The sequence below is a fragment of the Anaeromyxobacter dehalogenans 2CP-C genome, from assembly GCF_000013385.1.
Lineage (GTDB): Bacteria > Myxococcota > Myxococcia > Myxococcales > Anaeromyxobacteraceae > Anaeromyxobacter > Anaeromyxobacter dehalogenans_B.
In genome coordinates this window covers 4538903-4559054 of record NC_007760.1, presented here as the reverse complement: position 1 = coordinate 4559054, position 20152 = coordinate 4538903, and the positions used below count along the sequence as shown (strand labels likewise).

The 20152-nt window shown below is 74.4% G+C and carries 16 protein-coding genes; 10 read left to right on the top strand and 6 right to left on the bottom strand.

Going from position 1 to position 20152, the window contains the following annotated elements; genetic code table 11:
* The first annotated feature begins 19 nt into the window (after positions 1–19).
* Genes ADEH_RS20385 through mgtE form a run of 3 tightly spaced genes read left to right on the top strand, consistent with a single transcriptional unit; the run spans position 20 to position 3359 of the window.
* Complete coding sequence (locus ADEH_RS20385; RefSeq protein WP_011422992.1) at positions 20–1336, top strand: DUF4388 domain-containing protein; 1317 nt, start codon at positions 20–22, stop codon at positions 1334–1336.
* A gap of 2 nt (positions 1337–1338) precedes the next feature.
* Entirely contained in the window at positions 1339–2022 is a 684-nt protein-coding gene (gene pyrF / locus ADEH_RS20380; RefSeq protein WP_011422991.1) for an orotidine-5'-phosphate decarboxylase, read from the top strand.
* Between the two features lie 11 nt (positions 2023–2033).
* Positions 2034–3359, top strand: coding sequence for a magnesium transporter (gene mgtE, locus ADEH_RS20375; RefSeq protein WP_011422990.1), 1326 nt, complete (start codon positions 2034–2036; stop codon positions 3357–3359).
* Here mgtE and ADEH_RS20370 read toward each other — a convergent pair.
* From ADEH_RS20370 to ADEH_RS20355, 4 genes are all read right to left on the bottom strand, one after another.
* On the bottom strand, positions 3314–6670 hold the full coding sequence (locus tag ADEH_RS20370; protein WP_011422989.1) for an efflux RND transporter permease subunit: 3357 nt from the start codon (positions 6668–6670) through the stop codon (positions 3314–3316). The genes mgtE and ADEH_RS20370 overlap by 46 nt on opposite strands.
* On the bottom strand, positions 6667–7698 hold the full coding sequence (locus ADEH_RS20365; protein ID WP_011422988.1) for an efflux RND transporter periplasmic adaptor subunit: 1032 nt from the start codon (positions 7696–7698) through the stop codon (positions 6667–6669). Before ADEH_RS20365 ends, ADEH_RS20370 begins: the two co-directional genes overlap by 4 nt.
* Entirely contained in the window at positions 7695–9035 is a 1341-nt protein-coding gene (locus ADEH_RS20360; RefSeq protein WP_011422987.1) for a TolC family protein, read from the bottom strand. Before ADEH_RS20360 ends, ADEH_RS20365 begins: the two co-directional genes overlap by 4 nt.
* 111 nt (positions 9036–9146) lie before the next feature.
* Complete coding sequence (locus ADEH_RS20355) at positions 9147–9809, bottom strand: Smr/MutS family protein (protein ID WP_041453733.1); 663 nt, start codon at positions 9807–9809, stop codon at positions 9147–9149.
* A gap of 24 nt (positions 9810–9833) precedes the next feature.
* Here ADEH_RS20355 and ADEH_RS20350 point away from each other — a divergent pair, with 24 nt between their 5' ends.
* From ADEH_RS20350 to ADEH_RS20325, 6 genes are all read left to right on the top strand, one after another.
* The gene (locus ADEH_RS20350; protein WP_012528007.1) at positions 9834–10016 is read left to right on the top strand and encodes a CPXCG motif-containing cysteine-rich protein; all 183 of its coding nucleotides are present in this window, start codon (positions 9834–9836) and stop codon (positions 10014–10016) included.
* 83 nt (positions 10017–10099) lie between these two features.
* Positions 10100–10810: an ABC transporter ATP-binding protein gene (locus ADEH_RS20345; RefSeq protein ID WP_011422985.1), complete on the top strand. Its 711-nt coding sequence runs from the start codon at positions 10100–10102 to the stop codon at positions 10808–10810.
* Positions 10807–12948, top strand: coding sequence for an ABC transporter permease (locus ADEH_RS20340; protein ID WP_011422984.1), 2142 nt, complete (start codon positions 10807–10809; stop codon positions 12946–12948). The genes ADEH_RS20345 and ADEH_RS20340 overlap by 4 nt, the downstream gene beginning before the upstream one ends.
* A gap of 2 nt (positions 12949–12950) precedes the next feature.
* Entirely contained in the window at positions 12951–14258 is a 1308-nt protein-coding gene (locus ADEH_RS20335) for an ABC transporter permease (RefSeq protein WP_011422983.1), read from the top strand.
* 17 nt (positions 14259–14275) lie between these two features.
* The gene (locus tag ADEH_RS20330; RefSeq protein ID WP_011422982.1) at positions 14276–15061 is read left to right on the top strand and encodes an outer membrane lipoprotein-sorting protein; all 786 of its coding nucleotides are present in this window, start codon (positions 14276–14278) and stop codon (positions 15059–15061) included.
* Positions 15062–15070: 9 nt separating this feature from the next.
* A complete protein-coding gene (locus ADEH_RS20325) occupies positions 15071–16615 on the top strand; it encodes a hypothetical protein (protein WP_011422981.1) in 1545 nt (514 codons plus the stop codon).
* Here the strand turns inward: ADEH_RS20325 and ADEH_RS20320 are convergent.
* Positions 16507–17712: an HNH endonuclease gene (locus tag ADEH_RS20320; protein ID WP_041453732.1), complete on the bottom strand. Its 1206-nt coding sequence runs from the start codon at positions 17710–17712 to the stop codon at positions 16507–16509. The genes ADEH_RS20325 and ADEH_RS20320 overlap by 109 nt on opposite strands.
* Before the next feature lie 520 nt (positions 17713–18232).
* Positions 18233–19399 carry an NAD(P)/FAD-dependent oxidoreductase gene (locus ADEH_RS20315; protein WP_011422979.1) on the bottom strand — a complete coding sequence of 389 codons (1167 nt, stop codon included), beginning with the start codon at positions 19397–19399 and terminating at the stop codon, positions 18233–18235.
* 130 nt (positions 19400–19529) lie between these two features.
* Between ADEH_RS20315 and ADEH_RS20310 the strand changes: the two genes are divergently transcribed.
* Positions 19530–19919, top strand: a complete 390-nt coding sequence (locus ADEH_RS20310) for a DUF302 domain-containing protein (protein ID WP_011422978.1) — start codon at positions 19530–19532, stop codon at positions 19917–19919.
* Positions 19920–20152: the final 233 nt, after the last annotated feature.

Genomic DNA, 20152 nt, shown 5'->3' with positions numbered 1-20152 from the left:
CCGGGCAGCGGAGGGGTGGATGCGCGCGAAGCTGTCGGTGGGGGCCGAGGGCCAGGTCACGTTGCCGCCGCGCGAGGCGGAGGCGCTGGGGCTCGCCGGCGGGGGCGACGCCGAGCTCGTGTCGGCGCGCGGCGCGTTCGCGCTCATCGCGCCGGCGCGCGGCGAGACGCCGCGCTCCTGGTTCGCCGGCTCGCTCTCGGCGCTCTCGGTGCCCGAGGTGATCCAGTTCGTGTTCACCTCGCTCAAGACCGGCGTGCTGCTGCTCGCGTTCGGCGCCGACGGCGAGCACGCCGCCGCGCCGGACCGGCCCGAGCAGCTGCGGCGGCGCAGCATCTTCTTCCGCGACGGGCAGGTGGTGTTCGCCTCGTCGTCGGAGCCCGCCGAGCGGCTCGGCCCGATGCTGGTGCGGTCCGGCCTGGTCCGGGACGAGGACCTGGAGCGCTGCCGGCACCTCGTCTCCGCCGGCCATCCGCTCGGGCAGGTGCTGGTGGACCAGGGGCTGCTCTCGCCCGGCCAGCTCTACGAGGGGATGACGCTCCAGGTGACCGAGATCCTGATGGGCTCCTTCCTGGAGCCCGCGGGCACGTTCGCCTTCCTGGAGGGGCGGACCGACGAGCAGAACGCGGTGAAGCTGCCGCAGCGCACCCGCGAGCTGCTGCTGGAGGGCATGCGGCGGGTGGAGGAGGCGGAGCAGCTCGGCCGCGAGCTGGGCGGGCGCGAGGTGGTGCTGCGCCGTGGCGCGGGCGGCGCGGGCGGGCTCCTGCCGGTGGAGGCGCGGCTGGTCGAGGCGGTGGACGGCGCGCGCACGCTCCCGGAGACGGCGCGGGCCGCCAGCCTCACCGTGCGCGAGGCGCTCGCCGCCGCGGTCGCGCTGGTGCGCCGCGGCGTGCTGTCGGTCCCGGCCCTGCCCGCGGCGCCGGCGCCGGCCGAGCCGGTGGTGGAGGCGCCGCGCCCCACCCCGCCGCCGGGCGTGCGCACCTCCGGGCCGTTCGAGATCTACCGCCGCATCTTCGTGCGCGTGCACCAGGCGCTCGCCGCCGCGCAGCCCGACGCCTCGGCGCGGCTCAACAGCTACTTCGAGCGCCTGCCCCCGAAGCAGCGCGCGCTGTTCGAGGGCGTCCACCTGGCAGGGGACGGGTCGGTGGACGTCATGCTGGTGCTCGCGAACGTGCTCGCGGCCGGGGCCTGGACCGGCGCCGCGGCGCGGGCCCGGGCGCTCGAGGCGCTCGAGGACCTGCTCGCGTTCGCGCTGTTCGAGGTGAAGAACTGCCTGCCCCGCCCCGAGGCCGACGCGCTGCTGCGCGAGGTCGGGCGCATGCAGGTCGGAAAGGCCTAGCCATGAAGCCGTCGGAACGGATCTGCGCCGCGCTCGACTTCCCCACCTTCGCCGCGGCCGAGCCGTTCGCGCGCGCGGTCGCGCCGGAGGTCGGGATCCTCAAGGTCGGCCTCGAGCTGTTCGCGGCCGAGGGGCCCGCCGCGGTGCGCGCCGCGGCGCGGCTGGGCCGGCCGGTGTTCCTCGACCTGAAGCTGCACGACATCCCCAACACCGTGGAGGGCGCGGCGCGAAGCGCGGCCGCGAGCGGCGCGGCGCTGCTCACCGTGCACGCGGCCGGCGGGGCCGAGATGGTGAGGGCGGCCGTGCGCGGCGCCGGCCCCGGCGTGCGGGTGCTGGCGGTGACGGTGCTCACCAGCCTGGACGCCGCGGCGCTCGAGGCCATCGGCCTCGCCGGCCCGCCCGAGGCGGCGGTGGTGCGGCTGGCGCGCCTCGCGGTGGACGCCGGCGCCGGCGGGATCGTCTGCTCGCCGCACGAGGTGGCGGCGGTGCGCGCGGCGGTGGGGCCCGGCCCGCTGCTGGTGGTGCCGGGGGTCCGCCCGGCGGGCGCGGCGAAGGGCGACCAGGCCCGGGTGGCGACGCCCGCCGAGGCGGTGCGCGCCGGCGCCGACGTCATCGTGGTGGGGCGGCCGCTCCGCGACGCGCCGGACCCGGCCGCCGCGGCCCGCGCCATCGCCGGCGAGCTCTAGCGGGGCGACGCATGGCGGACACCGAGGCGCGCGAGGAGGTCACCGCCGAGGAGCTGGCGGACCTGTGGCCGGTGCTCTCCCCCGAGGACCGGGTCGAGGGCTTCCACCTGCTGCCGCGGGCGGAGGCGGAGGACCTGTTCCTGACGCGCTCGGCGCGCGACCAGGCCGATCTGCTCCGCGCCGTGCCGCACGAGGAGCAGCGCTCCTGGGCGCGCCTGCTCGCGCCGGACGACGCGGCCGACCTGGTGCAGGCGGCCGAGCCGGAGGAGCGGGAGCGGCTGCTCGGGCTGCTCGACGAGCAGACCCGCCGCGACGTGCGCGCGCTGCTCGCCTACGCCGAGGACGACGCCGGCGGCCTGATGAGCCCGCGCTACGCGCGGCTCCGGCCGGACATGACGGTGGACGAGGCCATCATCTACCTGCGCCGCCAGGCCCAGGAGCGGCTCGAGACCATCTACTACGTCTACGTGCTCGACGACGCGCAGCGGCTGCTCGGGGTGGTGAGCTTCCGCGAGCTGTTCGCGGCGCAGCCCGGGCGCCGGGTGCGCGACATCATGCGCGCCGACCCGGTCACCGTCCGCGACGACCAGGACCAGGAGGCGGTGAGCCGCGTGTTCCGCGACACCGACTTCATGGCGCTGCCGGTGGTGGACGCCGAGGGGCACCTCAAGGGCATCGTCACGGTGGACGACATCGTGGACGTGGTCGAGGAGGAGGCCACCGAGGACATCCAGAAGATCGGCGGCATGGAGGCCCTGGGCGCGCCGTACCTCGAGGTGGGCTTCACCGCCATGGTGAAGAAGCGGGCCGGCTGGCTCGCCGCGCTGTTCCTGGGCGAGATGCTGACCGCCACCGCCATGGCGCGCTACGAGGACGAGATCGCCCGGGCGGTGGTGCTGGCGCTGTTCGTGCCGCTCATCATCTCGTCGGGCGGCAACTCCGGCTCGCAGGCCACCACGCTCGTCATCCGCGCCATGGCGCTCGGCGAGGTCCGGCTGCGCGACTGGTGGCGGGTGATGCGGCGCGAGCTCGGCGCCGGGCTCGCGCTCGGCGCCGTGCTCGGCACCATCGGGTTCCTGCGCATCGTCGTGTGGCAGGCGGTGCGGCCCACCTACGGCGAGCACTACCTGCTGGTCGCCGCCACCGTCTTCTGCAGCCTGATCGGCGTGGTGCTGTTCGGGACGCTGGCGGGCTCGCTGCTGCCGTTCGTGCTGCGCAGCCTGAAGCTCGACCCCGCCAGCGCCTCCGCGCCGTTCGTGGCCACGCTGGTGGACGTGACCGGGCTCGTCATCTACTTCACCACCGCGACGCTGATCCTCTCCGGCACGCTGCTCTGAGCGGCGGCGAGCTCGGCGGCCCGCGCCCCCTCGCGCTGCAGCTCGGCCGCGCGGCCGCGCCGCGCCAGCACGTAGTAGATCACCGGCACCGCGTAGCGCGACAGCAGCGTGGACGCCACCGCGCCGGCCATGAGCGCCACCGCCAGCCCCTGGAAGATGGGGTCGGCCAGCATCACCGCGCTGCCGACGATCACCGCGAGCGAGGTGAGCGCCATCGGGCGGAACCGGACCAGCACCGCCTCCTCGACCGCCGCGGCGAGCGGCATGCCCTCGCGCAGCTTCAGCTCGGCGAAGTCCACCAGGATGATGCTGTTGCGCACCACGATGCCGGCGCCGGCGATGAAGCCGATCATGCTGGTGGCGGTGAAGAACGCGCCCCACAGGCCGTGCGCCGGCAGGATGCCGACGAGCGACAGCGGGATGGGCACGAGGATCACGAGCGGCATGGAGAAGCTCTGGAACCAGCCCACCATGAGCACGTAGATGAGCAGCATCACCGCGCCGAAGGCGAGCCCGAGGTCGCGGAACACCTCGAGCGTGATGTGCCACTCGCCGTCCCACTTCATGGACGCGTGCTCGGTGTCGGGCGGGTGGGCGAGGCCGTAGCGGGCCACCGGCTCGCCGCGATCGCCCTTCAGCCCCTCCAGCTTCTCGTTCAGGGCCAGGAGCGCGTAGAGCGGGCTCTCGATCTCGCCGGCCAGGTCGGAGGTGACGTAGGTCACCGGCTTCAGGTTCTTGTGCTGGATCTCCGGCGCCTCGCGCGTCTCCTCCACGCGCACCAGCTCGGAGAGCGGCACCAGCCCGCGCGCGCCCGGGACGGTGAGCGCGAGCATGGAGTCGAGGCGGGTCCGCTGCGCCGGCGCGAGCTGCAGCACCACCGGCACCTGGGCCGCACCCTGCGAGCCGTGGAACGTGCCGAGCGGCGCGCCGTAGCCGGCCGCGGCCAGCGTCTGCACCACGTGGGCGGGCTGCACGCCGTGCAGGGCCGCCTTCTCGCGGTCCACCGCCAGCGCCAGCTTCGGGCTGGTCGGGTTGAGCGTCGAGTCCACGTCCACGACGCCCGGCACCGCCTCGAACGCGGCCTTCACCTCGCGCCCCAGCCGGTCGCGCTCCTGCGCCGACGGCGCGTAGATCTCGGCCACCATGGTGGCGAGCACCGGCGGGCCCGGCGGGATCTCGACCACCTTCACGCGCGCGCCGGCCGGGTGCGCCAGCGCCTCGACGAGCGGGCGGACCCGCACCGCGATGGCGTGGCTGGCGGCCTTGCGCTCGCCCTTGGGCGAGAGGTTCACCTGCAGGTCCACCATCTCCGGCGCCTCGCGCATGAAGCTGTGCCGGACCATGCCGACGAACGTGAACGGCGCGGCCACCCCGGAGTGCACCTGGACGCTCTCCACCTCCGGCTCGGCCAGCAGCCGGCGGGCGACGTCCTGGCCCAGCGCGAGCGCCTCCTCGCGCGGCGCGCCGGCGGGCAGGTCGAGCTGCACCTGGAACTCGCTCTTGTTGTCGAACGGCAGCATCTTCACCTTCACCGCGCCGGTGAAGAGCAGCGCCACCGCGCCGAGGAGGAGCGCCGTCACCAGCGCCATGAAGCCGAGCTGCACCTTCCACGAGCCGAGCAGCGCGCGGATGACCTTGCGGTCGAGCCGGGCCAGGCGACCCTCCGGCGCCGACTCCGCCACGGCGTGCGGCTCGGCCGAGGCCGGCTCCGGCGACTCGCGCCCCGGATCCGCCGGGTGGAGCCCGGTGGCGTCGGTGTCGGGGAGGTGCGCCTCCTTGCGGAAGACCTTCATGGCGGCCCAGGGGCTCACCACGAACGCGATGAGGAGCGAGAACACCATCGCGACGCTCGCGCCCACGGGGATGGGGCGCATGTACGGGCCCATCAGCCCGCGGACCATGGCCATGGGCAGGATGGCCGCGATCACCGCGACGGTGGCGAGGATGGTGGGGTTGCCGACCTCGTCCACCGCGTCCAGCACCACCTGCGCGAAGCTGCGCTTCGGGCCGGGCAGGTGCAGGTGGCGGTGGATGTTCTCGACCACCACGATGGCGTCGTCCACCAGGATGCCGATGGAGAAGATGAGCGCGAACAGCGTGACGCGGTTGAGCGTGTAGCCGTTCAGGTAGGTGATGAGGAGGGTGAGCGCCAGCGTGACCGGCACCGCCACGGCGACCACCACCGCCGAGCGCCAGCCCATGGCGAGCAGGATGAGCGCGATGACCGAGAGCGTCGCGATGAGCAGGTGCTCGATGAGCTCGTTCGACTTCTCGCCGGCGGTCTCGCCGTAGTTGCGGGTGACGTCGGCCTTCACGCCGGCCGGGATGAGGCCGCCGCGGAGCGCGTCCACCTTGGCGAGGACCTGGTGGGCGAGCTCGGTGGCGTTCGTGCCCGGCCGCTTCGCGACCACGATGGACACGGCCTGCTCGAAGCCCTCCTTGCCCTTCTCGGCGGTGAGCACCACCGCCGGCTCGGGCTCGGGGCCGTCCACCACGCGGGCCACGTCCTCCACGTAGATGGGCCGGCCGTCGCGGACGGTCACCACCACCCGGTCCAGCTCGGCGGCGGAGCGGGCGAAGCCCTGCGCCTCCAGCTCGATGCGCCGGCCGCCCTCGACGAGCGCGCCGGCCGGCAGCTGCGCCTGGGCGCCCTGCAGCGCCTGGTGCAGCTCGGCGAGCGACACCGACAGCGCGCGCAGCCGCGCCGGATCCGGCTCGACGCGCACGGTGCGGCGGGCGCCGCCCACCACCTGCACGCTGGCGGTGCGCGGCACGTCGGCGAGCTCGCGCGCCACCTCCTCGGCGAGCTTGCGCAGCTCGCCGGCCGGGAGCGCCTCCTCGGCGTGGAGCGTCAGGGTGAGGAACGGGACGTCGTCGATGGTGAGCGCCCGCACCACCGGCGGCAGCGTGCCGGAGGGGAGCAGCTCCGGGTGCGCGCCCAGCTCCTGGTGCACCTTCACCAGCGAGGGCTCGAGCGGCTCGTTCACCTTGAAGCGCACGGTGATGAAGCCGACGTTGGCCCGGCTCGAGCTGTACAGGTACTCGACCCCGGGGATGCCCCACAGCCGGCGCTCGAGCGGGGTGACGAGCTGCGTCTCCACGTCGCGCGGGCTGGCGCCGGGGAACGGCACCATCACGTCCACCATGGGGACGACGATCTGCGGCTCCTCCTCGCGCGGGGTCAGCCAGACCGCGGCCAGCCCGAGGAGGATGGAGGCGAAGACGATGACCGGCGTGAGCTTGGACCGCAGGAACGGGCGCGCCAGGCGCCCGGCCAGGCCCAGCCGCTGGCCCTGCTCCGGCGTCGTCACGGCGCCACCTCCACCGCCTGCCCGTCGCGGAGCGCGCCGGGGGCGTCGATCACGGTCTCGCCGGCGCGCAGCCCGGCCCGCACCAGCACCGCGTCGCCGGCGGGCTCGCCGGGCGAGATCCAGCGCAGGCGGGCCTTGCCGCCGTCGGCCACGAACACGCCGGTGAGGTCGCCGCGCTGCACGAGCGCGCTCCTCGGCACCCACACCGCCGCCTGGGCGGCGGGCGCCCTGGCCTCGCCGGCCGCGGCGGGCAGCACCAGGCGCGCGAACGAGCCGGAGCGCAGCTCGCCCTCGGCCTTCTGGACGCGGGCGCGGAGCCCGCGCCGGTGGGAGAGGGGATCGCCGCCCGGGGTGAGCGCGGTGATCTCGACGGTGCCGCGGGTGGTGCCGGCGAGGAACGCGAGCGTCTTCCCCACCGCGAGGCCGCGCGCCTCGTCGTCGGAGAGGCTGGCGGTCAGCTCGAGCGCGTCGCCCTCGAGCTGGAGCAGCGGCTGGCCGGGGCCGACCAGGTCGCCGGCGTTCACGCGGCGGGACTGCACCGTGCCGGCGAACGGGGCGCGGAGCAGCGAGTAGCCGACGTTGGCGCGGGCGCCGGCCACCGCCGCGGCGGCCTGGGCGCGCTGGGCCCGGGCGCCCTCCAGCTCGGAGGTGGTGGCGGCGCGCTCCGCGAGCAGCGCCTCGATGCGCTTCTCGTGCGCGGCGGCGGCGGCGAGCGCGGCCTCGGCGGCGTCCAGGCCGCCCTTCACGTCGTTGTCGGCGAGCGACACGAGGAGCTGGCCGGCGGCGACGCGCTGGCCCTCCTCCACGTGCACCTGGGTGACGTTCGCGGCGAGCCGCGTCGAGATGGTGGCGCGGCGCACCGCGACCACGTTCGCGGCCACGGTGCGGCCGGCGCCGCCGCCGTCCACGCGGGCGGCGCGGACGCGGGCCGGCGCCGCGGGGGCGGCCGCGGCCTCGGCGGCGAGGGAGGGGACGGGGAGCGCGGGGGCGGCGAGCGCGAGGGCGAGCAGCAGGGTGCGGTGGTTCATGGCGTGAGTCCTTCGATGGGAGCGTTGAGGGCGAGGGCGAGCCGGGCGCGCGCGACGCGCGCCTCCAGCCGGCTCGCGACGAGCAGGGCCCGGGCGCCGGCGAGGCCGGTCTCGGCGTCGAGCAGGTCGGTGAGGGGCAGCAGCCCCTGGCGATGGCGGGCGGCGCGCATGCGGCGCGCCTCCTCCGAGGCGGCCACCGCCTCCTGCGCGGAGCGCACGCGCGCGTCCGCGGTGTCCACGGCGCGGCGCGCCTCGCCGCCCTCGCGAGCGGCCTCGCGCTCGCGCCAGACCAGCGCGTCCCCGGCGGCGGTGGCGCGGGCCTGGGCGGCGCGCAGCGCGCGGGCGTCGCCGAGCGACAGGTCCCACTTCGCCATCACGCCCACCATGGTCCAGGCGGTGCCGTCGGAGAGGCTGGGGGTGCGCAAGGTCTCGGCGCTCGCCTGCGCGAACAGCGCCGGCAGCAGGCTGCCGCGGGCGGCGCGCACGCCGGCCTCGGCCGCGTCGCGCTGCAGGCGCGCGGCGAGCAGGTCGGGGCGCTCGGGCGGCGGGGCCGCGCCCGCGGGCAGCGCGGGCAGGGCGTCGATGGGCGTGGTCAGCTCGGCGTCGGCGACCTCGTCGCCGGCCAGCATGACGAGCGCCGAGCGGGCGGTGGCGCGGCGCTGCAGCGCGGCGGCGCGCTCGGCCTCGGCCTGGGCGCGGAACGCCACCGCGCGGGCCACGTCCGCCTCGAGCGCGAGCTGCTGGGCGGCGCGCTGCCGCACGAACCGCTCGGTCTCCTGCGCCTGCGCGAGCAGGTCCTCCGCGTAGCGGACGCCCTCCTCCGCGGCCTGCGCGCCGAAGTAGGCCTGGACCACGCCCGCGGCCATCTCCCGCTGCCGCTGCGCGTGCGAGGCGCCCTCCGCGCCCGCCATCGCGCTGGCCGCGCTCTGCCCGGCGAGCAGCCGGCCGCCCATGAACAGCGGCAGCTGGATGCTGGCGCCGGCGCCCACGCCGCCGATGCCCGGCGGGTCGTTCAGGCGGGCCGGGTCGAAGTCGGCCATGGTGATCCGCCCCTGGTCGAGCCGGGTGCCGAAGGCCATCATCGGCTCGTCGGTGCGGAACGCGCGGGCGGTGAAGGAGAGCGTCGGGAGGCGCGCGTCGCGGGCCCGGTCGGCGTCGGCCCGCGCGGCCTCGGCCTGGGCGGCCGACGCCTGCAGGGCCGGGTTCCTCGCCCAGGCGGCGCGGATCGCGTCCTCGACGGTGAGCGGCGCGGCGAGGACCGCGGCGGGCGCGGCGAGCGCCGCGGCTGCGGCGAGCGTCGCGAGGCGGGAGGCCTTGGACAGGATGTGCGTGGTCACGGTGGCTCAGAGCCAACGCGCCACCCAAAGGTTTCCGCAACGTCCCGGGGAGGCTGAGGCGAACCGTTGCGCCCGCGCCGGGCTCCAACGCCCGGGGGCGCGCCGCCGCCGCTATCGCCCGGGCCGGCGCAGCAGCACGTAGAGCGCGCCCGCCCCGCCGTCCACCGGGCGGGCCGTCGCGAACGCCAGCACGTGCCGCGCGAAGCGCGCCGACGCGAGCCAGCCCTTCAGCGCGTCCTTCAGCACCGGGAGCTGGTCCTTGGAGTGCAGCCCGCGGCCGTGGACCACCAGCACGCAGCGCTTGCCCGCCTGCCTCGCGCCGCGCAGGTAGGCGTCCACCGCCTGCTTCGCCTCGGCGCGCGTGAGGCCGTGCAGGTCCACGTGACCCTGCACCGCGAACTCGCCGCGGCGGAGCTTGCGGACCACCGCCTGATCGAGCCCCGCCACCCGGCCCTCGATGTACTCGTCGGTGTCGGAGAGGTCGAAGGGCGCGTCGCCCGAGACCAGCGCGCGGAGCGCGTCGATGGCCTCGAGGTCCGGGTGCCAGTGGGCGCCGGGGGCGCCGCGGGGCGCGGGCGGCGCCACGGTGTCGGGCCCGCGCTCGACCGGGCGCGCGCCGCGCGTCGCCTGCGCCCAGAGCTCGGACTCGCTCGGCTCCGCGGGCGGCGCGGGGGGCGGCGGGGGAGGGCGTACGGGCTTCTGGGGCCGCTCCTCACGGGGAGGAGAGAGCGCCTTCAGCTTCTGCAAACCCTCGTTGAACGGCCGCTTCGCCACGCCGCGACTATAACGGGGGGCACCTTGGACATCGAGATCGAGTGCCCGTACTGCGGCGAGCTGGTGACGATCTTCGTCGATCCCGGCGGCGGGGCGTCGCAGACGTACGTCGAGGACTGCCCGGTATGCTGCCGGCCCTGGACCGTGCACGCGGTCGAGGAGGAGCCCGGCGGGTTCGCGGTCGCGGTGGGGCGCCAGGACGACTAGGCAGCACGATGTCGCTAGCCCGTTGGTGTCACCTGGGGTAGAAGCGGCGGCGCGCGGCCCCTGGGCCGCGGGGGAGCGTCGGCATGTCGATCGTCGCGGTGCAGGGCGTCTCGAAGGACTACATGCTCGGCAAGACGGTGGTGCCGGCGCTTCGGGACGTGACGCTGGAGATCGGGCGGGGCGAGTTCCTCTCCATCGCGGGGCCGTCGGGCAGCGGGAAGACCACCCTGCTCAACCTCATCGGCTGCGTGGACACGCCCACCACCGGCGTCGTGCAGGTGGACGGCAAGGACACCTCGCGCCTCAGCGAGCGGCAGCTCACCGACCTGCGCCTGCGCACCATCGGCTTCATCTTCCAGAGCTTCAACCTGGTCCAGGTGCTCTCGGTGTTCCAGAACGTGGAGTTCCCGCTGCTCCTCCAGGGCGGGCTCTCGCGGCGGGACCGCGAGGGGCGGGTGATGGGGCTGCTCGAGGCGGTGGGCATCGCCAGCCACGCCCGCCACCGTCCCAGCGAGCTCTCCGGCGGCCAGCGCCAGCGCGTCGCGGTGGCCCGCGCGCTCGTGACCGCGCCGTCGCTCGTGCTCGCGGACGAGCCGACCGCGAACCTCGACTCGGCCACCGGCGAGAACATCATCGACCTCATGAAGGAGATGAACGCGCGCGACGGCACGACGTTCGTGTTCTCCACCCACGACCCCAAGGTGATGGCGCACGCGAGCGCGGTGATCCGCATCGCCGACGGGCGGATCGTGGGCCGCGAGGCGGGTCACGGGGCGGCGGAGGCGGCCCGGTGACCGGCCGGCGCGACGCGCTGCTCGTGCTGCTGCGGATCGCGTTCCGCAACCTGGCCGCGAGCAAGGTCCGCACCTCCATCATCGGCGCCATCGTGCTCGGCGGCGCGTTCCTGGTGGTGCTGGGGCTCTCGCTGCTCGACTCGATCGACAAGGGCATGCGCACGTCGATCCAGGGCAGCCTGGGCGGCCAGCTGCAGGTGTACGACGCCCGCTCGGAGGACTCGCTCGAGCTGTACGGCGGGCTGCGCGGCGAGTCGCTGCTCGAGCCCATCGAGGACTTCGCGAAGGTGAAGCAGGTGCTCTCCGCCGTCCCGAACGTGGAGACGGTGGTGCCCATGGGCATCGACCAGGCCATGGTCGCCACGGGCAACGTGTTCGACGTGGCGCTGGAGCGGCTCCGCGCCGACGTGCGGCGCGTGGAGGGCGGCGACGGCTCGGCGGAGGCGCTGCGCGGCTACGAGGCGCGCAAGGCGCACGTGCGCCGCATGGTGGGGCTGCTCCGCGACGAGCTGGGCCAGGCGCGGAGCATCGCCGACCTGGAGGGCCGGGACGCGGAGGAGCGGCGGCGGGAGTGGGCCGACCTGACCCGCGCCGCGGACGACGGGTTCTGGGCCGGGTTCGACCGCGATCGCTACGGCAACCTCGAGTTCCTGGAGAACCGGATCGCGAAGCTGTCGATGGACGGCGGCTTCACGTTCATCCGCTACGTGGGCACCGACGTGGACGCGTTCTTCCGCGCGTTCCAGCTCGCGCAGGTGGCGGAGGGCGAGATGATCCCGCGCGGCCGGCGCGGGATCCTGGTGGGCAAGCAGTACGCCGAGGAGTGGCTGAAGCTCCGGAACGCCCGCCGCCTCGACCAGATCAAGGAGGCGCGCGACCGGCGCGGCCGCCGCATCGCCGACGACGAGGAGCTGCAGCGCTGGGTGCGCGAGAACCGCGCCGGGCTGAAGGACATCCTCCTGCAGCTCGACCCGATCCAGGCGGAGGAGGCCGCCACCCGGCTGCGCGGCGCGCTCGGCCCGGCGGCCGCGGGGGAGCAGCTGCCCGCGCTGCTCGCCCGGCTGTTCGACACCGACGACGCGAGCTTCGACGCGCGGTACCGGATCTTCTACGACCAGCTCGCCCCGCTGCTGCGCCTCTACGTCATCAACGTGGGCGACACCATCACCATCAAGGCGCCGGCGAAGAGCGGGTACTTCAACTCGGTGAACGTGAAGGTCTACGGGTTCATCCAGTTCCGGCAGATCGAGAAGTCCGGCATCGCCGGGATGATGAGCGTGATGGACCTGCAGTCCTTCCGCGACCTGTACGGCTACATGACCCGCGAGCGCGCGGCCGAGATCGACGCCATCAAGCGCTCGGTGGGCGCCACCGACCTGGCGCGCGAGGACGCCGAGGCGGCGCTGTTCGGCGGCGGCGGCGGCGCGCTGGAGGGCGAGTCGCGCGCCGCGCGCATCGACGAGGGGCGGCTGCTCGCCGAGCGCCGGGGGGACCGGCCCGCCGAGGATCTCTCGGCGCGCGTCTACTCGCAGGAGGAGATCGACCGCGGCGTGGCGCTGAACGCCGCGCTGATCCTGCGCGACCCCTCGCGGCTGCGCGACACCCTGCGCGACGTGCAGGCGGCCTCGGACCGGGCCGGGCTGCACCTGAAGGTGATCGACTGGCAGCAGGCCTCGGGCCTGGTGGGCCAGTTCGTGACGCTGCTGCGGGTGATCCTCTACAGCGCGGTGGTGATCTTCTTCGCCATCGCCCTCGTGATCATCAACAACGCCATGGTGATGGCCACGCTGCAGCGGGTGAAGGAGATCGGCACGCTGCGCGCGATCGGCGCGCAGCGCCGGTTCGTGCTCGCGATGATGCTGGTGGAGATCGCCTCGGTGGGCCTGGCGTTCGGGCTGGCCGGCGCGGGCCTCGGCGGGCTGGGCGTGTGGGCGGTGCGCGCGGCGGGCGGCATCCCCGCCACCTCCGACCTCCTCAACTTCCTGTTCTCGGGGCCGGCGCTCATGCCCACCCTGGGCGGCGGCAGCGTGGCCGTCTCGATCGTGGTGGTGGTGGTGGTGAGCGTGCTCTCCGGCTTCTACCCGGCGCTGCTCGCCATGCGCGTCACGCCGGTCGAGGCGATGGCGACGGAGGACTGATCGTGATCGGCGTGGACCTCCAGATCGCCGCCCGCAACCTCACCCGGCACACCCGGCGCAACCTGTTCCTGGGCGGCGCGCTCGCGGCGGTGACGGCGCTGCTGGTGCTGCTCTCCAGCCTGACCGGCGGGGTGGAGCGGGCCATGATGGTGTCGGCCACCACCCTGCTCACCGGCCACGTGAACGTGGGCGGGTTCTTCAAGATCACCTCGGGCAGCGCCGCGCCGATCGTGTCCGAGTACCCGCGCGCGCTCGACACGGTCCGGGCGCTGGTCCCGGAGATCGACTACGTGGCGGTGCGCGGGCGCGGCTGGGCCAAGGCCGTCTCCGAGAGCTCGTCGATGGACCTGGTGCTCGGCGGCGTGGAGGTGGCGCAGGAGCGCGGGTTCGCGAAGGTGATCCGGCCGGTGGAGGGCCGGCTGGAGGACCTGGCGCAGCCGGACACGGTGCTGCTGTTCCAGGGGCAGGCCGACCGGCTCAAGGTGAAGGTGGGCGACGTGGTGACGCTCTCCGCGCCGACCACGCGCGGCGTGAACAACACCGCCGACGTCCGGGTGGCGGTCATCGCCCGGAACGTCGGCCTGCTCTCCGCGTTCAGCGCCTTCATCCAGGCGGACACGCTGCGCCGGCTCTACGGCCTCGCGCCCACCGCTACCGGCGCGCTGCACCTGTACCTGAAGGACCCCGCCGACGCGCCCGCGGTGGCGAGCCGGCTGCGCGCCGCGCTCGCCGAGGCGGGCTGGCGGGTGATGGAGCCCGAGTCGCAGCCGTACTGGATCAAGCTCATGCAGAAGGTGCCGAGCGAGGACTGGACCGGGCAGAAGCTCGACGTGACCACGTGGGAAGACGAGATGGGCCAGTTCAAGCAGTTCATCCTCGGCCTGCGCGCGCTCACGGCGCTGCTCGTGTTCGTGCTCATGGTGGTGGTGGTCATCGGGATCCTCAACACGCTCGCCATCGCCATCCGCGAGCGGACCCGCGAGATCGGCACGCTGCGCGCCATCGGCATGCAGCGCCGCAAGGTGCTGTGGCTGTTCGTGCTGGAGACGGCGCTGCTCGGCCTCGGCGGCGCCGCCGCCGGCGCGGCGATCGCGGCCGCGATCGCCCTCGCGCTCAACCTCGCCGGCATCGGCGTGCCCGAGGGCATGCAGCTCTTCCTGATGCAGGAGAGGCTCTCGTTCCTGCTCCAGCCCGGCGCCATCCTCGGCGACGTGCTGTTCCTCGCCGCCGTGACCGTGGTGGCCGCGCTGCTCCCCGCCCGCCGGGCGGCGCGCCTGCGGCCGGTCACCGCCATGCACCACGTCGGCTGAACCCCGGGACCCGCACCATGCACGCACGCCTCGCCGCCGTCCTCTCCCTCGCCGCCGCCGCCCTGGCGCTCGCGGCCCCGCCCGCCGCCGCGCTCGGCCCCGACGAGCTGAAGCGCGTCGTCGCCACGCTGGACGACCGCCAGCGCAACTCCGGCGACTGGAAGGCGCTCTGCTACATGGAGGCGAAGGAGAAGGGGAAGACCGACGTCGTCTACGAGCTGCTGGTCTACCGGCGCGACGAGGATGACAAGCAGCTCTTCCTGTTCACCAAGCCCAAGGCCGAGGCCGGCAAGGGCTACCTGCGCATCGACAAGAACCTGTGGAGCTACGAGCCGTCCACCGGCCGGTGGGAGCGGCGCACCGAGCGCGAGCGCATCGGCGGCACCGACACGCGCCGCGACGACCTCTCCGAGCCGCGCCTCTCCGAGGACTACACCGCCGAGTGGAAGGGCGACTCGAAGCTGGGCGTGTTCGAGGTGCACGAGCTCGTGCTCACCGTGAAGCCCGGCGTGGACGTCTCCTACCCGGTGCGGCGGCTGTGGGTGGACAAGGCGACGCTCAACATCCTGAAGCGGCAGGACGTGGCGCTGTCCGGCCGGCTCATGCGCACCACCTACACGCCGCGCTGGCGGAAGATCTACTCCGAGTCGAAGAAGGGCGAGGTCTGGTACCCCGAGGAGATCCGCATCTACGACGAGATCGAGAAGGGGAACTCCACCCTCATCCTGATCCGCGAGATCGACCTCCGATCGCTCGAGGCCAACCTGTTCACCAAGGCCTGGCTCGAGTCGAAGAGCCGGTAGGAGCGCGCCATGCCCTCGCCCCGCACCGCCGCGCTGCTCGCCGCGGCCGCCCTGTGCACGCTCCCCGCCGCGCCCGCCGTCGCGCAGGACCGGCCCACCGAGGACCAGCTGTTCGGCGCGCCCGCCGCGCCGCCCGCCGCCCCCGCTCCGCATGATCGGGGCGACGTCGAGGCGGAGCTGTTCGGGAGCAGCGGCTCGCCCAACGCGGTGTCCCCGCCGCCCGAGGGGATCATCTCGCGCGAGCGCGAGGACCCGCTCCGCATCGGCGGGCAGCTCTACCTGCGCGCCGTCGGCACCTGGCAGGAGGGCGTGGACCCCGCGGACTGGTACCTCGCCTCGCCGAACCTGCTCGACACGTACCTCGACGCCCGGCCCAACGACCGGGTCCGCGCGTTCGTGCTCGGGCGCATGAGCTACGACCCGACGCTCTCGCGCGCCAGCGTCGCGCTCAGCCAGCCCAGCGCCGGGGTGACCGAGTCCGCCGCCACCGCCGCCTCGAACCCGCGCGGCACGCTCGATCAGCTGTGGGTGAACTTCGACCTCGGCCGCCGCGCGTTCGTCACCGCCGGCAAGCAGCACGTGAAGTGGGGCGTCGGGAAGTTCTGGAACCCGACGGACTTCCTGCACCCCGTGAAGCGCGATCCGCTCGCCGTCTACGACGCGCGCAGCGGCACGAGCATGGTGAAGGTGCACGTGCCCTGGGAGGCGCGCGGCTGGAACTTCTACGGCGTGCTCGCCTTCGAGGACCTGGCCGGCGAGACGCGCGCCACCGACCGCGTCGGCCGGGTCGGCGCCGGCGGGCGGGCCGAGCTGGTGGCCGGCACCGCCGAGCTCGGGCTCGACGCCATGGTGCAGGACGGTCACCGGCCGCGGTTCGGCGTGGACCTGTCCGGCGGCGTGGGCGACTTCGACCTCTACGCCGAGGCCGCGCTGCGCACCGGCGCCGACGGGACCCGCTGGCGGAAGACCGCGCCCACGCTGACCGATCCGTTCGGCTACGTCGCGTACGAGCCGAGCGGGTTCACCCCGCAGGTCGTGCTCGGCGGGAGCTGGTCCGCCAAGTACTCCGACGAGGACGCCGTCACCCTCGGCGCCGAGTACTTCTTCGACGACTCCGGCTACTCCGACGCCGACGTGTACCCGTTCCTCGCCGCCGGCGCCCCGCGGCTCGATCTCTCGAACCCCGCCGCGCCCGCGGTGGTGCAGCAGGACCCCGGCGCGTTCCGCCCGTTCTACCTCGGCCGCCACTACGCCGGCGCGTTCGCGACCCTGCCCAGGCCCGGGAGCTGGAACAACACGATCTTCACGCTCTCCGCGCTCGGGAACCTGTCGGATCGCACGTTCGTGGTGCGCCTCGACCACTCCGTGCTGGCGCTCACGTACCTGCGCGTCGAGACGTTCGTGGCCGGCCACGTGGGCCGCAAGGGCGGCGAGCTCCGCTTCGCCTACGAGGTCCCCGCCGCCGCCGCCGCGTTCCTCGGCGGACCGCCCGACCCGCGCCTCGGCAAGGCGCCCGTGCTGGACGCCGGCGTGGCGCTGCGCGTGAGCCTGTGAGCCTCCGCCGCGCCGAGTAGCGGCGCGCCGCGGCCGCCGCCCGTCCCCGCGTACGCGTCCACGAGCGCGTCGCCGAAGACCCGCCGCGCTTCCTCGAGGTTGTGGCCCTTGCAGCGGATGCGAAGGTTGTCGACCGTGGACACCCCGCCGCACGCGCGCGGCACGATGTGATCGAGCTCGAGCCGGTGCGTGGACCCGCAGCACTCTCCCGACGCGAGGACGAAGGTGCACCGCCCGCCGTCGCGGGCCCACACCTCGCGGCGAACGTGGGCAGGGATGTGGCGGCCCGGCCGCGTGGAGGGGCGAGGCTTCATCTGCGGCCGAGCCGTGAGGCCCTTCCGTCGGTCGCGCTCGGCGAGGAGCTCGTCCAGCGCCGCCTCGAGGATGGTTTCGCGGCTGGCACCGGGCATGGAGTGCGAGAGCGCGTCACGCGCCGCCTCGAGCTTCTTCAGGAACGCCTTGGAGACGGTGAGGTGCATCCGTGCCTGGTCGCCGTCGAGCCAGTCCACGGAGCTGGACTTCGGGGCAGGGGCGGGGTCGAAGGGGGGCTGAAGGAGCGCAGGGACCGGCTCGGAACGGCAGGACTCCGGCGCAACTTCATGCGCATGAAATGAAATGACCTGCGCGGGTGCCGCTTGCGCCGCGTCGCGCGATGCCACCACCGGTGCCGCGGACCGCACGGGAACTACGATCTCCCGCCGCGGCGGATTCTCGACGGGACGGATCGAGACTGCCACCGCCGCCGCATCCCGGCTCGACAGCCCGAAGAACCGGGGCAGGATCTCCGAGCAGTTGTCGGTGGTCACCACCTTCGCCAGCTCGCACACGGAGGACAGGCACAGCTTGCCCTCGCGAAGCGCGCCCTCCACGGCGGGATAGCGCTGGATGAGCTCGGCGGCTGTCTTCCGTAGCTGGGCGGAACCGGCCGAGAGCTTCAGCTCTCGATGCAGGAACGAGAAGAGCGACGTGTGCCCGCGTTGCCGCCAAAGCCCCCGCCGGTCGAACTCCGCGAGCGCGACCAGGAACTCCGCCATGGCGTGCCGCTCCGACCGGAGCAGCTCGACGAGACGCTTCGTGAACTCGGTTGCGTTGTCCATGCTCGAAGCATCGCACGCGAGTTTCGCCCTCCGTAAAACGCACGAGGATCGTCCCATGCGCGCGAACGCACCCAGGGTCCCGGGACCCCTCGCGTCGTCCTCCAGCGCCTCAGCCGCGCCCTGCCAACGCTCCAGAGCCCTGCGCCGCAGCCATTCCGCTCGCGACCGCCGCTCTCCGCTCCACCCTCGTCAAGCCCGCAGAACGTTCCCGTTGGGCCGCAAACAGCCATTCACTAACGGTGACGATCCGCGCCCGCCCCGCGCCCCGCGCCCCACCCAAAGGCTTCTCGCAAGCCGATCCCCGCGGCCCCGGTTCCGGCCAAGCAGCCCCGCCCCCGACCGCCCCCGCACCCTCAAAGCCCCCCGCTCGTGGTTCGACAAGCTCACCACGAGCGGACACCAACTCACCACGAGCGGCTTCAGAACCGCATCCCCGCCCCTGGTTCGACAAGCTCACCACGAGCGGGCACCCACTCCCCACCAGCGGACGCCAACTCACCACGCGCGGGCTTCAGCCCCCCTACATCCCCGGAACCCGCGGCACCACCCCGCGCCGCTCCGCCTTGAAGTACCGGCCCCACGCCTTCTTCATCCAGTGGCCGACGACCGGCAGCGGCACGAGCCGCTCGGTGCGATCGTCGCGGTACACCAGCGCCCCGCCGGTGCCGGTGTCCATCAGGCACACGATCGCGAGGTGCGCGAGGTAGCTCGCGCAGGGCGCGCCGCCCGCCTCGCAGGACGCGGCGTTGTCGGCGGCGACGCGCGCCATCGCCTGCGCCAGGTGCCCCTGCTTCGCGCTCCAGGCCGGGCCTTCCAGCGCGGCGACGTCCCCCACCGCCCACACGCCGGGCATGCCGGGGACGGCGCAGCCCGCGTCCACGCGCACGAAGCCGGCCTCGTCCCGGGGCAGGTCGGAGGCCTTCACGACCGGGTGGCCGTCGCCGGCGGGGAGGAACGCGACCAGGTCGGCGTCGATGCGCTCGCCGCCCTCCAGCGCCACCCCGCCCGCGTCGAACGAGGCGATCTTCCGGCCGGTGCGCGCCGCGATGCCCTGGCGCGCGAGCATCCGGCCCACGGCCTCCACCGCCTTCGCGCCCATGCGCTCGCCGGGGCGCGCCATGGGCGCGAAGAACGTCAGCTCGAAGCGGTCGCGCAGCCCGCGGCGGCGCAGGAGCGCGTCGAGGTTGAACGCCACCTCGAAGGCCGGGCCGCCGCGCACCGCCGAGGGCGCCCGGGGGTTGCCGCCGAAGCCGACCGCGATGCGGCCGCGGCCGCGCGCGAGCAGCGCCTCGAGCGCCACGCGGAACGAGGTCGCGGCGGCGGGGTCCCCGCCCAGCGTCACCGTGTGCTCGACGCCCTGCGGCCGCAGCCGCGAGGCGCCCAGCGCGACCACCAGGTGGTCGGCCGCCAGCCGGCGCCCGTCCACCTTCGCCCGGCGGGAGGCGCCCTCGAGCTCCTCGACCTTCCCGACCCGCAGCTCGAACCCGCGGCGCGCCGCGACGCCGGCGAGATCGAGGCAGGCCTCCTCGAACGGCAGCTCGCCGGTCGGGATCCAGATCGAGGTCGGGTGGATGAACAGGTACGGCCGGTCCGAGACCAGCGTGACCTCGAACCCGCGCGCGCGCAGCCGGATCGCGCTCTCCAGGCCGGCGAAGCCGCCGCCCAGCACCAGTGCTCGCTTCCCCATGGGCGTCCTCCGGGCCGGCGACCGGCCTCTCGCACGTCTGAGCCACGCCGCGGTGGCGGGATTCCTTCGGGGGCGCGGACGAACCGGCCCCGGGGTGGGAGGCTCGCATCGGAAAAGGAGAATCGAGACGATGTCCCAGCTCGGAATGAAGAAGCCGACGTCCTGGACCTACGAGCAGGCGCTGGAGAGGCTGCCGGAGCTGCTCAAGGCGGAGGGCTTCGGGATCCTCACGCAGATCGACGTGAAGGAGACGCTGAAGGCGAAGCTCGGCCTGGACTTCCGCAAGTACAAGATCCTCGGCGCCTGCAACCCGGCGCTCGCGCACCAGGCGCTCTCGACGGTGGTGGACCTCGGGGTCATGCTCCCCTGCAACGTGATCGTGTACGAGGGCGACGACGGCAAGGCGGTGGTGACCGCGGTGGATCCCATGCAGACCATCGCCGCCGCGCGCCCGGAGCTGGCGCCGATCGCGAGCGAGGTGCGCGCGCGGCTGGCGCGCGTGCTCGAGCACGTCGCCTAGGCCGGACACCCGGGGGGCCCGAACCCTTTCGCGGGCCCCCGGCTCACACGGCCGACGACATGAACGATCTCCTCGCCTTCGCCGCCGTCGCCGGGCTCTGGTTCCTGATGCAGTTCGTGATCCTGCCGCGCATGGGCGTTCCCACCTGAGCGGTGCCCCAGCGGCCCCGGTCCGGGGCCGGCACGCAGGACCACGACGCGAACGACGCCGCGAAGGACGGCGAGGACCCGCCC

What these genes read in the sequence shown, in the direction of transcription:
- ADEH_RS20315 (WP_011422979.1), bottom strand. Translation starts at nt 19,399, where the DNA reads ATGGGGAAGCGAGCACTGGTGCTGGGCGGCGGCTTCGCCGGCCTGGAG.
- mgtE (WP_011422990.1), top strand. Translation starts at nt 2,034, where the DNA reads ATGGCGGACACCGAGGCGCGCGAGGAGGTCACCGCCGAGGAGCTGGCG.
- ADEH_RS20325 (WP_011422981.1), top strand. Translation starts at nt 15,071, where the DNA reads ATGCCCTCGCCCCGCACCGCCGCGCTGCTCGCCGCGGCCGCCCTGTGC.
- ADEH_RS20385 (WP_011422992.1), top strand. Translation starts at nt 20, where the DNA reads ATGCGCGCGAAGCTGTCGGTGGGGGCCGAGGGCCAGGTCACGTTGCCG.
- ADEH_RS20365 (WP_011422988.1), bottom strand. Translation starts at nt 7,698, where the DNA reads ATGAACCACCGCACCCTGCTGCTCGCCCTCGCGCTCGCCGCCCCCGCG.
- pyrF (WP_011422991.1), top strand. Translation starts at nt 1,339, where the DNA reads ATGAAGCCGTCGGAACGGATCTGCGCCGCGCTCGACTTCCCCACCTTC.
- ADEH_RS20345 (WP_011422985.1), top strand. Translation starts at nt 10,100, where the DNA reads ATGTCGATCGTCGCGGTGCAGGGCGTCTCGAAGGACTACATGCTCGGC.
- ADEH_RS20310 (WP_011422978.1), top strand. Translation starts at nt 19,530, where the DNA reads ATGTCCCAGCTCGGAATGAAGAAGCCGACGTCCTGGACCTACGAGCAG.
- ADEH_RS20330 (WP_011422982.1), top strand. Translation starts at nt 14,276, where the DNA reads ATGCACGCACGCCTCGCCGCCGTCCTCTCCCTCGCCGCCGCCGCCCTG.
- ADEH_RS20320 (WP_041453732.1), bottom strand. Translation starts at nt 17,712, where the DNA reads ATGGACAACGCAACCGAGTTCACGAAGCGTCTCGTCGAGCTGCTCCGG.